Genomic DNA, 15,269 nt, shown 5'->3' on the forward strand with positions numbered 1-15,269 from the left:
TACTTCATCGCCAGGAGGCTCAAGTATGACCGGCATCGACTCCGACGAACACTCGGGACAGGCATCATTCGTGCCTGGACCGGCAGCGGCCGGAGGGACGCCCCGGAAGCGGTTGGACTCCGACTCGTCTGGGGGATCCGCGGAGACGGGATTCCGGTCTCGGCCGAAGAAGTCGCAGCTCGAACGCGACCCGGGCATGCCTGCAAGCACCTGGCGTCTGCGCTCGGACGCGTGGGAGTACCTGAAGTTCGCGATCAAGCGTCTGGCCATCAGCGGCGGGGACTTCTCGATGATCGCCGCCGACGGTGAGGTCTGGCGGTCGCTGCGGTCGCTGAAGACGATCGAACTGTACTGGGGCGGCTTCGGGCAGCGCTATGTCGAGGACATCGCCGAGCTGCTCTCCAACGGTGAGTTCGACAAGGCCCACGACATGATCACGCGTGCCGTCAACCGCCTGCGTGGGACAACGGTCCCCGATGTCACCGAGGATGACCACCTCACCGAGGATGAGCGCGCCGAGCACAAGGACCGCCAGGATTCGCGCCCTCGCTTCGAGGTCCTCATCGTCGATGAGACCACGGAGGGCGGCCGCGATGAGCTGCACACCGACCTGCTCAAGCTCCGCCACGCCTCCGACCAGTTCATCTACGACTACGTCATCGTCCCCACCGCCGACGATGCCGTGGCTGCGGCGCTGACGAACCCGAACCTGCTCGCCTGCGTCATCCGCCCCGGCTTCACCGACCGAACCCGACAGGTGCTCAGCCGCGATCTGCGCAGCGCCGTCGAACTCGCCCACCAGGGCACGACCGACTCACCGACGATGCCGATGAGTCCGCTCAACTCGGTCCGTCGAGTGCTGCGTCTGGCCGACACTCTGGCCGGTCTGCGCCCCGAGCTCGACCTCTATCTCATGGCCGGTGCCCACATCGAGAGCCTGGCCGGAGCCCTGACACACAGGTTCCGCCGCGTCTTCCGTCGTGAGGACCAGTTCGAGCTCCACCTGTCACTGCTGCGCCGTGTCCAGCACCTCTATGACACGCCGTTCTTCACCGCGATCCGGGAGCACGCACGCCGCCCGGCCGGTGTCTTCCACGCCTTGCCTGTCTCTCGCGGCGGCTCGGTTGTGGGCTCGAAGTGGATCAGTGACTTCGTCGACTTCTACGGCCTCAACCTGCTGCTGGCAGAGACCAGCGCCACCTCGGGTGAGCTGGACTCCCTGCTCGCTCCGGTCGGCACGATCAAGAAGGCGCAGTCCCTGGCGGCCAGGGCCTTCGGTGCGAAGCGGACCTACTTCGTGACGAACGGGACCTCGACGGCGAACAAGATCGTCCACCAGGCCATCGTCTCACCCGACGAGGTCGTCATGGTCGACCGCAACTGCCACAAATCGCACCATCATGCGCTCATGCTCACGGGTGCCAGGACCGCCTACCTCGAGGCCTACCCGCTCAACGATGTCGCCTTCTACGGCGCGGTGCCGCTGAACCGGATCAAGCAGCTCCTGCTCGACTACCGGGCCGCTGGACGCCTCGACGAGGTCCGGATGATCACCCTGACCAACTGCACCTTCGACGGGATCGTCTACGACCCGGAGAAGGTCATGGCCGAGTGCCTGGCGATCAAGCCCGACCTCGTCTTCCTGTGGGACGAGGCGTGGTTCGCCTTCGCCCGGTTCCACCCGGTCACCCGCAAACGCACCGCCATGGTCGCAGCCGAGCGGCTCGAAGACACTCTGGCAACCGACGCCCACGCCTCGGCGTACCGGGAACAGCAGAAGCGCCTGTACGATCCCGAGACCGGTGCCCCGGCACCCGATGAAGTGTGGCTGGAGGAGGACCTGCTGCCGCCGCCGGATGCGACGATCCGCGTGTACGCGACTCAGTCGACGCATAAGACGCTGACCGCGCTGCGTCAGGGTTCGATGATCCACGTCTACGATCAGGAGTTCTCCTCCGGCGCCGAGGAGGCCTTCCACGAGGCGTACATGACCCACACCTCGACGTCGCCGAACTACCAGATCCTCGCGTCCTTGGATCTCGGTCGCCGGCAGGTCGAGATGGAGGGCTTCGCCCTCGTGCAGAAGCAGCTCGACCTGGCGATGAGCCTGTCGTCGGCGATTGCACGGCACCCGCTGCTGAAGAAGACCTTCAAGGTGCTCACCGCCGCCGATCTCATCCCTGAGGAGTACCGGGTCACCGATCGGACGATGCCCTTGCGTGATGGGCTGTCGACGATGTGGGACGCCTGGGCCCGGGATGAGTTCGTGGTCGATCCCAGCCGCATCACCGTGGAGATCTCCGGCACGGGAGTCGACGGGGATACGTTCAAGCATGAGCACCTCATGGACAGGTACGGCATCCAGGTGAACAAGACGAGCCGGAACACCGTGCTGTTCATGACGAACATCGGCACCTCACGTTCGGCTGTCGCCTACCTCATCGAAGTGCTCGTCAAGCTCGCAGGAATGTTCAACGACCCGCATGAGCTGCGCAACGAGGATGCGCTGACCGAGCCGGCGGCAGTGATGCCGCCGCTGCCGGACTTCAGCGCCTTCGCTCCCGACTACGCTGCCGAAGTGCCTGCCGACGACCCGTCGAAGCAGCTGCCCGATGGCGACCTGCGCACCGCATACTATGCGGGTCTGCGCCGGCAGAACATCGAGTATGTGCTCCCACATGAGCTGCGTCGTCGCGTCGAAGGCGGGGAGAAGCCGGTCTCGGCCGGATTCGTCACGCCCTACCCACCAGGGTTCCCGGTGCTTGTGCCCGGTCAGGTCATCACCGCCGAGGTGCTCGACTTCATGTCGGCTCTCGACACCCGTGAGATCCACGGCTATGACTCCCGTCTGGGTTACCGCGTGATCCTCAAAGAGGTCCTGGAGAGCTGAGCGAGATCGGCCGTGCAGACCAACCGTCTCATCCAGACCGTCGAAGCCCACACCGAGGGGCTGCCCGTCCGCGTCGTCACCGGGGGAGTGGGACCATTCCCCGGTGAGTCCATGGCCGAACGCCGGGAGTGGTTCATCGAGAACTCCGACGATCTGCGGACCTTTCTCATGTGTGAACCCCGCGGCCACGGGCGGCTCTCGGGAGCGATCCTGCAGCCGCCGACTCGTGCCGACGCGGACTGGGGAGTGCTCTTCATCGAGGTCACCGGCGTGCTCCCGATGTGCGGCGCCGGCACGATCGCAGTGGCGACCATCCTCGTCGAGACGGGCATGGTGCCCGTCGTCGAACCCGTCACGACCGTGCGTCTCGACGCCCCGATCGGGCTCATCACCGCCGCGGTGGTCGTCCGGGAAGGTCGCGCCGAGGCGGTGACCATCGTCAACGTTCCCTCGTATGCGCATGCCCTCGACCAGTCCGTCGAGGTGCCCGGGCGAGGGGCGATCGCCTGCGACATCGGCTTCGGCGGGAACTTCTACGCCTTCGTCTCCGCCGCCGAAGTCGGGATCCCCTTCGAGCGTGACCGGGCTGAGGACTTCATCGCCGCCGGTCGCGAGATCATGGCTGCCGTCAATGAGTAGCTCGACCCCGTGCATCCGGAGACTGGGTACCGCGGCTGCGAGCACGTCGTGTTCCTGACGCCGCCGACGGAGCCCGGACCCGATGGCGAAGCGCCGGATGCCCGCCATGTGCTCATCAACCATCCCGGCTGGCTCGACCGGTCGCCCGGCGGCACAGGCACGAGCGCACTCATGGCCGTCCGGCACGCCCGCGGACAGCTGGGCCTGAACACGGATTTCGTCAACGAGTGCTTCATCGGCACCTCGTTCACCGGACGGCTGATAGAGGAGACGAGAGTCGGCGAGCATGTGGCTGTGGTGCCGACGATCACCGGCAGCGCCTGGCTGATTGCGACCTCGCAGTTCATGCTCGACCCCAGCGACCCGTTCCCCGCCGGCTTCACACTCTGAGCCTGCGGCCCGCGGCTATCCCAGCTGGCCGGGGTGGAGGACGCGGGAGAGGAAGTCCTTCGTCCGCTGTTCCTGCGGGTTACCGATGACGTCCTTGGCCGGTCCGGCTTCGACGATGACTCCGCCGTACATGAAGACCATGGTGTTCGCGACTGAACTCAGAGATTGAGCAATCGAGACTCGCGGATTCTGACTGTCGGAGAGACAACCAGGTTTGACCCTCTTCTTGGGAGGTCCGACTTCAGATTTTGGGGAGACGCTGATGTGGGTGGGTGGGATACAGACTTCTGTATCCCACCCACCCGCGATTAACTGAATTTGTTGGGAGGGTAGATTTGAACTGATGACACTCGGTTAAGGTCCAACTATCCTCATTCTGTAGGAAGATATTGAATCATCTTGCTGTTGTGTCTACAGATTCTTTCAACTGAAAGCATTGGTGAATATCTATACTCCTGAAGAGGTTCAATGTCTCAATACCATATGCAGGCCCTGCCGGCTGGGAGTCGCCCTTAGCTATAGTACTGAAAGAACCAGAGGTCAACGCCAGCGTATCCCCCACGACACGGTCGGGTTTTGTCACCCCTGTTTACATGTGCAATTCGAGACCGTTCGCACTCAGCTTTGCTGCGCATTAAATGGCTTGTATGCCAGCTTGCCGCAGTTGCGGGCGTTGCCGGTATGGCAATACCGATGCCAGCTACAAGCGCAGCTGTGGTTATGGCGACTGCAATTCGCTTCATCTTAAACCCTAGTGGATTCGATAATGTGATGTCAATCACATTCGGTATGTTTAGGAACTCTAACCGATAGCAGTCGCCGATGCAAGGGGGGTGCGGTCAATTTCAAGCGGTTCTTCTGGTGCCAATTTCACTGCCCGAGAACATGCTCTGACGGTCGCTGATTCGAGTTGCATGATGCGGGTGAACCATCCCAGCGGTTAGGGGAAATCGGCGCAGGTGAAGCGTTATATACTTACCTATCTCACTATGTAGATAGCTTGTTCGGTTGCTGGATGTAGCAATGTGTATTCCTGTCTGGAGCGAGGCTGTGAAGTCGATCTTGTTGGATGCCATTCTCTAGCTTGATTCTATGGTGAACTGAACAGTTATCGTTTCCGAAGTTGCATGCGCCACGTCAGTTCATCGCATTCCTTTGTGTTGGGAACGGGTGACGCGTCGCCCGGGCAATTTTGCCGGAAGGGTGAGCTAATGAACTCGGGGCAACCGAAGACTGCCAATAGCGCTCCAGGCGCGGGCCCCTTTAATATGCAGTTCCCGATCGCGCGAGAAGCTCTGCCCGCCTTCAGGCGCCGTTGGCAGTGAGTGTATTTAACGTGCCAAGTTGATGCGGGAGTATGTCTAGTTCATCACCTCGGTGAGGTTCTGCAGATTTCGTGACTCGGTATCTTGTGATGCGTGGTCCCAGCGTCTTAGCTTGGCTGGCCGGGATGGAGGACGCGGAAGAGGAAGTCCTTCGTCCGCTGCTCCTGTGGATTGCCGATGACGTCTTTGGCAGGGCCCTCCTCGACGACGACTCCGCCGTCCATGAAGACTACACGGTCAGCGACCTGCCGGGCGAACTCCATCTCGTGGGTGACGACGACCATCGTCATCCCCGCCTCGGCGAGCTTGCGCATGACCTGCAGAACGTCTCCGACGGTCTCCGGGTCGAGTGCCGATGTCGGCTCGTCGAAGAGCATGAGGCTCGGGTCCATCGAAAGTGCCCTCGCAATCGCCACACGCTGCTGCTGACCGCCGGAGAGCTGATCAGGGTAACGGTCGGCGAACGACGCCAGCCCTACTTGGTCGAGGCGGTCGAGGGCGATCTTCTGCGCTGCCGCGGTGTCGCGTTTGAGCACGCGCTGTTGTGAGATCGTGCAGTTGTCCACGACCGTGAGGTGAGGGAAGAGATTGAACGACTGGAAGACCATTCCGACGTGGCGGCGCAGTCTGTTGACCTCGACATCCGGGTCCGTGGCTTTGTATCCTGCGACGGTGATCGTGCCCGAGTTCGGCTGTTCGAGCAGATTGACGCAGCGCAGCAGGGTCGACTTGCCGGACCCGGACGGTCCGATCAGACAGACGACTTTCCCTGGTTCCACCTTCAGGTTGATTCCCTTGAGGACCTCGACCGAGCCATAGGACTTGTGGAGGTCTGTGATCGTGCAGCCTTCGGCATGGATCTCGCCGACAGGACTTGATGTGATCGACATGTCTACCTACTTCTTGATCTTGGCTGTGCGGGATTCGAACCGACGGGCGAGCATGCCCAGAGGGATGGTGATGATCAGGTAGCAGACGCCGGCGACGACCAGTGGGGTGAGTCCGGCTTCCGGATTGGAAATCGCTTCGCGGCCGAACTTCGTGAGCTCATACTGCGCGGCGGTGAGGCCGAGGATGTAGATCAAGGACGAATCCTTGGTCATGAGGATGATCTCGTTGGTCAGAGGCGGAAGGATGATACGGAACGCCTGTGGGATGACGATGGTGATCATTGCGCGCGAATGGGACATGCCCAATGATCGTGCCGCCTCAAACTGGCCCTTGGGCACGGCCTGAAGGCCAGCGCGCAGGGTCTCTGCGATATAGGCAGACTCGACGATGCCGAGGGCCAGCATGACCGTGACATACGTGTCCATCCGAATGCCGAAGGCATAAGGGACCGCGTAGCCGAAAGCGAGGAAGACTATGAGTGCCGGCAACCCGCGGAACAGTTCAATATAACCAGTGGCAATCCATCGATACGGGGCGACCGAGGAGATCTTCATCAGTGCCAGCAGGATGCCCAGGGACAACGCCAGGACGAAGCCGAGCGCCGTGTAGATGATCGTGTTGAAGAGTGCGGTGGTGATGATCTCAGGGAACTGAGCGGCGATCACATCAGGGTTGAAGAATTTGAGGTAGATCGTCTTCCAGTCCGCGAAGATCACGGCGACGAGAACGGCGACGATGAGAATTCCGTATTGAATTCCTTGCGACGTACGTTGGCGTTGACGCACGCTGAGAGCCAAGATGCCTCCAGAGTTATGGCCCGGTTCCGGAGCCCTCACTGGGGCTCCGGAAGCGGGCAAATGCAATCAGTATCTGCTGATGGAGTCGCGTATCAGCTGCGGTCGGCTTCGGGGATGCGGGCGGCATCGGCAACGTCGCCGAACCACTTGTCGACCGACTTGTCGTAGCCGCCGTCTTCGTACAGGCGCTTCATAGTCGATGCGAAGGCATCGAGCAACTCCTTGTTGCCCTTCTTCACGCCGGCGCCGAGCACCTCACCCGTGTCGTACTCCTCGACGAACTCGAGCTTGTCATCGGACTCGACAGCCGTCGAAATGATCGAAATGTTGCCAATCACTGAATCCACCTGGCCGGTCTGGATCGCCTGCGTCATGAGGCCCGAGTCCTCGAATTGCACTGGAGTCGCACCGTGGTCCTTGGCATAGGTCTCACCGGTCGTCGCCTGCTGCACGCCGACCTTCTGCCCCTTGACGTCGTCGATTCCCTTGATTCCGGATTTCTTCGTGACCATCAGGCCGAGGTTGTCCTTGAGGTAGGGCTCCGAGAAGTCCATCTTCGTCTTGCGATCGTCGGTGATCGACATACCTGACAGTGCAATATCGCACTGTGCGGTATCGAGGGCGGAACCGGACTGGATGGCTTCGAAGGCTGTGGTGATGACGTTGAGCTCGACCTTGAGGTCTTCGGCGGTGGCCTGCGCCAAGTCCATGTCGAAGCCGACGTTCTCTCCGCCGTCGACGAACTCGAACGGCTCGTAGGGGATGTCCGAGCAGACAGTGAGCTTCCCGTCCTCGACGAGCGGCACGCCGCTGTCGCTCTTCGCCTCGGAATCGCCTCCGCCGCCGCAGGCGGACAGGGCGAGCATGGCGCCGGCGGCCACAATGGCCAGGCTCGAGCGTCGTTTCATGGTTCCTCCAGGGGATCGGTGACCGTGTCGTCACGCAAACGGATTGCCCGGACATCCGTATCTGGGCAATGTCTGAGAGGAATCCTACCGTGAACTGAGTCACATTCATGTCGCTTCGATGATCGCCGAGGCGGTTGTGACGAAATCGTAGTCAACATCGTGGCCATGAATGCAGAGAAGCCCGACCAGCGAAGTCGTTGGTCGGGCCCTCGGGCGGTGGTCTGAGTTCGGCTCAGCTGAGCTGATCCTCCATGTCGAGGTCAGAGGTGTCCTTGGCCAGCCACAGTGCGATGATCGTGACGATCGCCGCGGCGATGATGTAGAGACCGCAGTAGAAGATCGTTCCACCTTCGGCCTGCCACAGGGCCACCATGACGAACGGCGCCGGACCTGCACCGATGACGCTGGACATGTTGTAGGAGATCGCCGAGCCCGTATAGCGGACATTGGCGGGGAACAGCTCCGGCAGGTACGCGGCCATCGGCCCGAAGGTCAGCCCCATGAGGATGAAGCCGACGATCAGGGCGATGATGACGCCTGGGGTTCCGGCATTGAACAGCACATTGACGACGAGACCATAGGCGGCGATGAGAACCGTAACTCCCATGAGCATCTTTCGACGGCCCAGCTTCTCGGCCAGTGGTCCGGAGACCACGGTGAAGATGCCGAAGAACACGACGCCGATGATGAGGTAGGTGAGGAACTCACTCTTCGTGTACCCCAGCCCTGCGACGAACCCGGCGGGATCGAAGCTCGTGCCGGCCGCCTCGGCGGCGGTCTTCGCCTGATCCGTGGTCGCCGGTGAGGTGCCGTAGGTGAGGGTGAACGCGGTCATGAAGTAGAAGATCACGTAGGTCGCGAACATGATGAAGGTGCCGAGGATCAGCGGCTTCCAGCTCGTCTTGAAGACAGTGGCGAGCGGGGCCTTGGAGATCTGCTGCTTCTGGGAAACCAGCTGGAAGGCGGGAGTCTCCATCAGGGACATGCGAACGTAGAGGCCGACGGCGACGAGGAGCGCCGAGAGCAGGAACGGAATGCGCCAGCCCCAGGCGAGGAACGCCTCGGGGGAGGTCCACTTGTTGAGTCCGACGAAGAGCAGGTTGGCGATGATGAAGCCGACCGGGGCGCCCAGCTGTGGGAAGGTTCCCCAGATGGCGCGTTTGCCCTTCGGGGCGTTCTCGGTGGCCAGCAGTGCCGCACCTGACCATTCGCCGCCGAGGCCGACGCCTTGGCAGAAGCGCAGGAGGACGAGGAGCAGCGGGGCGAGTACGACCCAGCCCGGAGTGCTCGCAGTCGGGAGGAGGCCGATGAGGAAGGTGCCGATGCCCATGATGAGCAGGGAGGCGATGAGTGTCTTCTTGCGTCCGATGCGGTCGCCGAAGTGGCCGAAGATGATGGAGCCCAGGGGGCGGGCGACGAAGGCGACGCCGAAGATCGCGAACGAGCTCAGCAGCTGGGTCGTCGATGTCTGGTTGGGGAAGAAGAGGGCCGGGAACACCAGTGACGAGGCTGTCGCATAGGCGTAGAAGTCGAAGAATTCGATCGTGGTGCCGACCATCGAGGCGGTGAGAACCTTGCCTCGGGTGTTGTTCTTCCGAGTCGCCGCGATGACATCGGACTCGGACTCGGGTCCGGGCTGCATGTTCGGGGAGCCCGGCTGGGTATCGGTGGACATTTCTTTTGTGCTCCGCTGTTGTCGAGATACGAAGGCACGGGCGGATGGTGCTCGTGTCAGATGAAGGTCGCCGGACACAGGGGTGAACGACGACTGCTCGACACTACTCCTGTCTCATCAGGTGCGACCCGCAGGTTTCAGAAGCTGAGATTACTTGTATGTCCGAGTGATCTGCACAACTCGTTTGCCCGACCTGGGCAGGCCTCAGACCTCAGACCTCGACGGTCGAGCGGTTGGAGGCGTCACCTCGGCGCAGGGCGATGGCGATGATGAGGACGATGAGTCCGAGCAGGCACAGGCCCACGCCCACCCATGCCGGGGCGCGGTAGCCCAGGCCCGCGGTGATGACGATGCCGCCGAGCCAGGCGCCGAGGGCGTTGGCGAGGTTGAACGCGGCGTGGTTCATGGCCGCGGACAGGCTCGGGGCGTCGTGGGAGTCGCGCAGCAGGCGCATCTGCAGGGCCGTGGTGATCATGGAGCCGGCGATGCCGATGAGGAAGAGCGCGATGATCGCGATCGCGGCGATGTGGGTGAAGGCGCCGAAGGCGGCGAGCACGATCGCGGAGAGGATCATGCCGCCGATGCCCGAGCGTTCGATGGACTTGTCGACGAGGGGGCCGGCGATGAGGGAGCCGGCGGTCATACCCAGGCCGTAGACGGCCAGGACCCAGGGGATCGCGACCTGGGGAACCCCGGCGACATCGGTCATGGTCGGAGTGACGTAGGTGTAGACGGCGAACATGCCGCCGAAGCCGACAGACCCGGCGACGAGGGTGAGGATGATCTGCTGGCGGCCCAGGGCCTTCATCTCACCGCGAGCCGAGGGCACCCCGGCAAGCTTCACCTTCGGCACAGCGACGGCGACCATGATGACGGTGAGGACGCCGAGCGCTGCGACGAGTGCGTAGGCGCTGCGCCAGCCGAACATGTTGCCCAGTGCCGTGGCGATCGGCACGCCGACGATATTCGCGATCGTCAGGCCCAGCATGACGCGGGCCATGGCTCGGCCGCGACGGTGGGGTGCCACGAGCGAGGACGCGACGATGGCGCCGACGCCCAGGTAGGCGCCGTGGGGGAGACCGCTGAAGAAGCGGGCGATGTTGAACAGGGTCGCGTCGGGGGCGAGCATCGAGGCGAGATTGCCGAGGGCGAAGAGTCCCATGAGGCACAGCAGCAGGAGCTTGCGGTCCATGTGCGCGGCGATCGTGGTGATCAGCGGTGCGCCCACGACGACGCCGATGGCATAGAACGACACGGCATGGCCCGCCTGGGGCACGGTGATGCCGAGTTCGCGGGCGATGTGGGGCAGCAGACCCATCGTGGCGAACTCGGTCACACCGATGGCAAAAGCGCCGATCGCAAGCGCGAAGACGGCGAATTTGTAGACTCGGCGGGACACTGGGGCGTCGCTCATGAAGTCCCTTCGGGCGAAGTGAGTGGTGTGATCAGCTGCGGCTCGCGCGGTCGCAGACGCAACCGAGCGAATCACCGCAACCGAACAAGCCTATTGCCCAGCGCTGACCACCGATAGCCCCAGAGACATAATGTGACCTTCCGAACAGCATCAGCTCAGACGCTGAAGTTTCAGCCCTCGTCGTCCATCTCAGCCAGCGCCTGCGAAGCCACGGAGAACGCGGTGTTCGCACTCGGCACCGAGCAGTAGATGGCCGACTGGAGCAGGACTTCCTTGATCTCGTCGCGGGTAAGACCGTTGCGCACCGCTGCCTTGACGTGCATCGCGAGCTCGGCCTCGTGGCCGCCGGCGATCATGGCCGTGAGCGTGATGGCTGATCGCATGCGCTTCTCCAGGCCCGGACGGGTCCAGATCTCACCCCAGGCGTAGCGGGTGATGAGGTCCTGGAAGTCGGCGGTGAAGTCATCGACCTTCGCATTCGCGCGATCGACGTGGGCATCGGAGAGGACCTGACGGCGCACGGTCATTCCCGCCTCACGAACCTCGTCCCGGCTGGCTTCGCGGGGACCGGAGGCCGTCGGCAGTGTTGCCGAGTTCTGCTCACCGGTGCCGGTGGCCCCTGCAGCGTCGGGATTCAGGAATTCGTGGAGCAGTCCCGCGGCGACGGCCGGTGCTTCGGCAGGCACGAGGTGGGCCGCACCCTCGATGACCTCGAGGAGGGCACCGGAGACGCCGTTGGCGATCTCTGCGAGCTTGGTCGGCGGAGTCGGCTGATCCTCGGACCCGGCCACAGCGAGCACCGGCAGGGTGATCTCGGCCAGGCGAGAGCGGACGTCGTAGGAGGCCAGAGCGTGGCAGAGCGCGGCGTAGGAGAAGCGGTCCGCGTCCTGCAGGGAATGCAGCAGAGCGGCCGAGGCCTCTGGTTCGCGATCCATGAAGCCCTCACCGAACCAGCGCTGGGCCGAACCGGTGACCTGCGTGGGCGTGCCCGACGTGGCGACGACCTCAGCGCGTTCGAGCCAGCCGCGGGGTTCTCCGATCTTCGCGCCGGTGCAGAACACGGCGGCGCGGTCGAAGCGATCACCGTGGTCAAGGGCCAGCTGCAGTGCGATCGCACCACCGATCGAGTCACCGGCCACGCTGATGCTGGCGGCGCTCGCGTCAGCGGAACCGGCCACGTCGGGCAGGACCCGGTCGATGGTGGCCAGGACCGCCTCGGCGAGGTCGCTCATCGTCAGCTGCGGATACTCCGACGTCCCCGCAGAGACGTCGACCGGTGCCGAACGGCCGTGGCCCGGCAGGTCGATGCCGATGATCGTCGTCGCCGGGTCCACCTCGCCGAGGTGGGTGGCAGCGGACTGCCACAGTGCACCCACCGAGGTGCCCAGCGAGGGCAGGACGATGAGGACGCGCGGGTTTGCGGCGGCAGGTGCAGTTGGTGCTGCAAGGATTGTTGCGGTGAGTTCCACGTCAGGTCACTTTCTCGAGGCGAAGGGGAGGAGGCCCGGGGAGACGGGCTCGGGTCCGTTGATGGTGGCGATGATGGACTGTCGAATGTCCTCGGCGTCGCCGAGGTAGTTCTCGGGAGAGAAGAAGCCAGCCAGGTCGAGTGTCTCCTCGTCCTCAGTCGGGTGCTTCTCCAAGGCCGCTGTGAGTGCGGCAACAGGGACACCACCAGGGTTGATGATCTCCTGAACCTCGGCCTTCGACAGTCGGTCGCCGAAGGCGATGTTGAGGCGTTCGGCAAAGATGCCTGGGCTGGCTGCGTCCACGTTCTTCCGCATCGCCTCGGGGTTGACGCTCAGGCCCTCGACCATCGTCTGCAGCATGATGAGAGACGAGACCGCCAGGCCCATGAGCTCGGACAAGGCAGGCCATTCGGCGTGCCAGGCTCCGTCGGAGCGCTCCTCGATCGCCTCCGCGGCGGTCGAGGTCAATGTGGCCATGAGCCCGGGAGCGCGCATGCCGTTGCGGTGGAGCAGCACCGCCGAAGTGGGGTTGAGCTTCTGCGGCATCGCCGAGGACCCGCCGGTTGCGGCCAGGGCCAGTTCGCCGACCTCAGGGCGGGTGCCGATGAGCACATCGCGGGCGATCGAGGCCCCGACCGTCACGCATTGGGTGAGGTGGGAGGCCCAGTTGAGGACCCGGACGCGGTCGGTGTGCCAGGGCACGGGAATGCTGGTCAGCGCGGCATCGGGCCCGCGCAGCTGCACATGGAACTCACGGAGCAGCGTCTCGGTCTGAGTCCCGGCGAACTCGCGGATTGCGGCCCTGGTCCCGGCAGCTCCACCGACCTGAACGTAGTCTATGCGCGGGGTCAGGCTCTGGACCTCGTGAACTTCGGCGGCCCAGGACGCGATTTTGAGCCCGAAAGTCGTCGGCAGCGCGGGCTGAGTCAGGGTGCGGGCCAGGCACACAGTGTCGGCATGGGCCTCGGAGAGGCCGACGAGCAGCTCGGCGATGACGTCGAGGCGTGCATGAGTCTGACGGGCGACGCGGGCCATGAGCAGCCCGAGGGCCGAGTCCATGACGTCCTGACTGGTCAGGCCCTTGTGCAGGGCACGGGATGCATCCTCACCGAGTGGTGAACGCACGGCTTTGAGGAAGGGAATGACCGGGTTGCCGCCGGATTCGGCGTCAGCGGCCAACGTCTCCAGTTCGGCAGAGTCAGCCAAGAGCGACCTGGTGGTGGCTGCGATTGCCTCCACCGCCTCGGCGCGGGCGTCGGCGGAGATCAGCCCGGCATGAGCCTGAGCGTTGATCCATGCCGTCTCCACATCGCCGAGTGCGGACACGAGGGCGACATCGTCGATGGCCTCGGCGCCTCGCAGATCGCCCGGGGCGAACAGGAGGCGCGTATGGGCAACGGTGTCAGTCATTGTGTGTCCTCTCCAGCCGCAGCGGTCGCGGTTGAGTAGCCAGTGCGACCCTCCTCAGTCTTCGTGACTGGGGAACCGCAGGAACGGGGTCTCGTCCTCACCCTGCAACCGTATGTCGAAACGCAGCGATCCGTCAGCCTCACGGGTGGCGATGAGACGATTCCTGTCGGCTTCATCGAGGGAAGACAGCAGCGGATCGGCCGTCAGCGCTGCGGTGTCCTCGGGGAGATAGATCCTGGTGAAGAGCCTGTTGAGCAGCCCGCGGGCGAAGACGACAACACTGATGAACGGAGCCTTGCCGGCCTCCGTGGGGCCAGGATTGAGCGTGGAGAAGACGAAGCGTCCCTCTGGATCCACGGCGTTACGGCCGAAGCCGGTGAAGGTGAAGCCGTCGCGGCGCAGCGATCCCGAATTGCGGGAGACGTCGCCGTTGCCATCGGGCTGCCAGATCTCGAGGATCGCATCGGGTACGGGAGCGCCTGCCCCGTCGTAGACGTAGCCGTGGAGCTGGACTGCTCCGTCCTTGGCTGGGGGAACGAGTTCGTTGTCGCCGGGCCACGGCATGGCATAGCCGTAGAAGGGTCCGACGGTCTGGCCGGGTGTTGCGGTGAGCTTCTGGTCAGTCATCGTCCTCTTCTTCCATCCAGGTGCGGTTGGCTCCGGTGAGCACGATGTCCCAGTTGTAGCCCATGAGGAATTCGTGCTCGGTGACGTTGTGATCGTAGGTGGCGACGAGGCGGTCGCGGGCCTTCTGGTCCGTGATCGACTGGTAGATCGGGTCGAGGGCGAACAGCGGATCACTGGGGAAGTACATCTGGGTGATCATGCGCTGGGTGAACTCGGTGCCGAAGAGCGAGAAGTGGATGTGGGCCGGCCGCCACGCGTTGTGGTGGTTCTTCCATGGGTAGGGGCCCGGCTTGATCGTGGTGAACGAGTAGGAGCCGTCGTCGCCGGTCAGGGTGCGGCCGACGCCGGTGAAGTTCGGGTCGATCGGGGCCGGGTGCTGATCGCGCTTGTGGATGTAGCGTCCGGCGGAGTTGGCCTGCCAGATCTCGACGAGCTGATTGCGCACCGGACGTCCGTCGCCGTCGAGGACGCGGCCGGTGACCTTGATGCGTTCGCCGATCGGTTCCCCGCCGGCCTGGATGGTGAGGTCGGATTCGAGGTTCGCCAGATCGCGGTGGCCGAATGCGGGGGAGAAGAGTTCGATCGTCTCCGGGTCCGTGTGGCGGGGGTCCTTCGTCGGGTGCCGCAGGATCGATGACCGGTACGGGCGGTAGTCCAGGCGCGGCTGCGTCTCGGGCGGTGTCCCGGCCGCGACTGCTTCCTTGTGTTCGTTTTCGATCGTCTCGATCTCGGCAGACAGGGCCTGCTGTGACTCGGCCGCATCATCAGGGCCGGAGAGTTTCTGTGCACCCATGGTCGAACCTTTCTTCTCGGTGCTGCAATGTCGTTGTGGTG

Annotated in this window: 11 protein-coding genes and 1 pseudogene; 2 read left to right on the forward strand and 10 right to left on the reverse strand. The window is 63.7% G+C overall.

What is annotated here, in order from left to right:
* Nucleotides 1-25 precede the first annotated feature (25 nt).
* Nucleotides 26-2,890: an aminotransferase class I/II-fold pyridoxal phosphate-dependent enzyme gene (locus CXR25_RS03625; protein WP_114384520.1), complete on the forward strand. Its 2,865-nt coding sequence runs from the start codon at nt 26-28 to the stop codon at nt 2,888-2,890.
* A gap of 12 nt (nt 2,891-2,902) precedes the next feature.
* Nucleotides 2,903-3,919 (forward strand): annotated as a pseudogene (locus CXR25_RS03630) (proline racemase family protein).
* 15 nt (nt 3,920-3,934) lie between these two features.
* Here CXR25_RS03630 and CXR25_RS03635 read toward each other — a convergent pair.
* From CXR25_RS03635 to pcaH, 10 genes are all read right to left on the reverse strand, one after another.
* Nucleotides 3,935-4,060, reverse strand: coding sequence for a hypothetical protein (locus CXR25_RS03635; protein ID WP_009881613.1), 126 nt, complete (start codon nt 4,058-4,060; stop codon nt 3,935-3,937).
* A gap of 1,291 nt (nt 4,061-5,351) precedes the next feature.
* Nucleotides 5,352-6,134 carry an amino acid ABC transporter ATP-binding protein gene (locus CXR25_RS03640; RefSeq protein ID WP_009881615.1) on the reverse strand — a complete coding sequence of 261 codons (783 nt, stop codon included), beginning with the start codon at nt 6,132-6,134 and terminating at the stop codon, nt 5,352-5,354.
* A 6-nt stretch (nt 6,135-6,140) separates the two neighbouring features.
* The gene (locus CXR25_RS03645; RefSeq protein ID WP_009881616.1) at nt 6,141-6,932 is read right to left on the reverse strand and encodes an amino acid ABC transporter permease; all 792 of its coding nucleotides are present in this window, start codon (nt 6,930-6,932) and stop codon (nt 6,141-6,143) included.
* Nucleotides 6,933-7,024: 92 nt separating this feature from the next.
* On the reverse strand, nt 7,025-7,840 hold the full coding sequence (locus tag CXR25_RS03650) for an ABC transporter substrate-binding protein (protein ID WP_009881617.1): 816 nt from the start codon (nt 7,838-7,840) through the stop codon (nt 7,025-7,027).
* Between the two features lie 232 nt (nt 7,841-8,072).
* The gene (locus CXR25_RS03655) at nt 8,073-9,482 is read right to left on the reverse strand and encodes an MFS transporter (protein WP_164514014.1); all 1,410 of its coding nucleotides are present in this window, start codon (nt 9,480-9,482) and stop codon (nt 8,073-8,075) included.
* 244 nt (nt 9,483-9,726) lie between these two features.
* Nucleotides 9,727-10,929 carry an MFS transporter gene (locus tag CXR25_RS03660; protein WP_069599550.1) on the reverse strand — a complete coding sequence of 401 codons (1,203 nt, stop codon included), beginning with the start codon at nt 10,927-10,929 and terminating at the stop codon, nt 9,727-9,729.
* Nucleotides 10,930-11,099: 170 nt separating this feature from the next.
* On the reverse strand, nt 11,100-12,398 hold the full coding sequence (gene pcaDC / locus CXR25_RS19430) for a bifunctional 3-oxoadipate enol-lactonase/4-carboxymuconolactone decarboxylase PcaDC (protein ID WP_096146526.1): 1,299 nt from the start codon (nt 12,396-12,398) through the stop codon (nt 11,100-11,102).
* 6 nt (nt 12,399-12,404) lie between these two features.
* Nucleotides 12,405-13,808: a lyase family protein gene (locus CXR25_RS03670; protein ID WP_009881621.1), complete on the reverse strand. Its 1,404-nt coding sequence runs from the start codon at nt 13,806-13,808 to the stop codon at nt 12,405-12,407.
* Nucleotides 13,809-13,862: 54 nt separating this feature from the next.
* Nucleotides 13,863-14,435, reverse strand: coding sequence for a protocatechuate 3,4-dioxygenase subunit alpha (pcaG, locus tag CXR25_RS03675; RefSeq protein WP_009881622.1), 573 nt, complete (start codon nt 14,433-14,435; stop codon nt 13,863-13,865).
* Complete coding sequence (pcaH, locus tag CXR25_RS03680) at nt 14,428-15,228, reverse strand: protocatechuate 3,4-dioxygenase subunit beta (RefSeq protein WP_009881623.1); 801 nt, start codon at nt 15,226-15,228, stop codon at nt 14,428-14,430. The genes pcaG and pcaH overlap by 8 nt, the downstream gene beginning before the upstream one ends.
* Nucleotides 15,229-15,269: the final 41 nt, after the last annotated feature.

Origin of the sequence: Brevibacterium aurantiacum (assembly GCF_003932995.1) — a bacterium.
In the GTDB taxonomy this organism is placed as follows: domain Bacteria; phylum Actinomycetota; class Actinomycetes; order Actinomycetales; family Brevibacteriaceae; genus Brevibacterium; species Brevibacterium aurantiacum.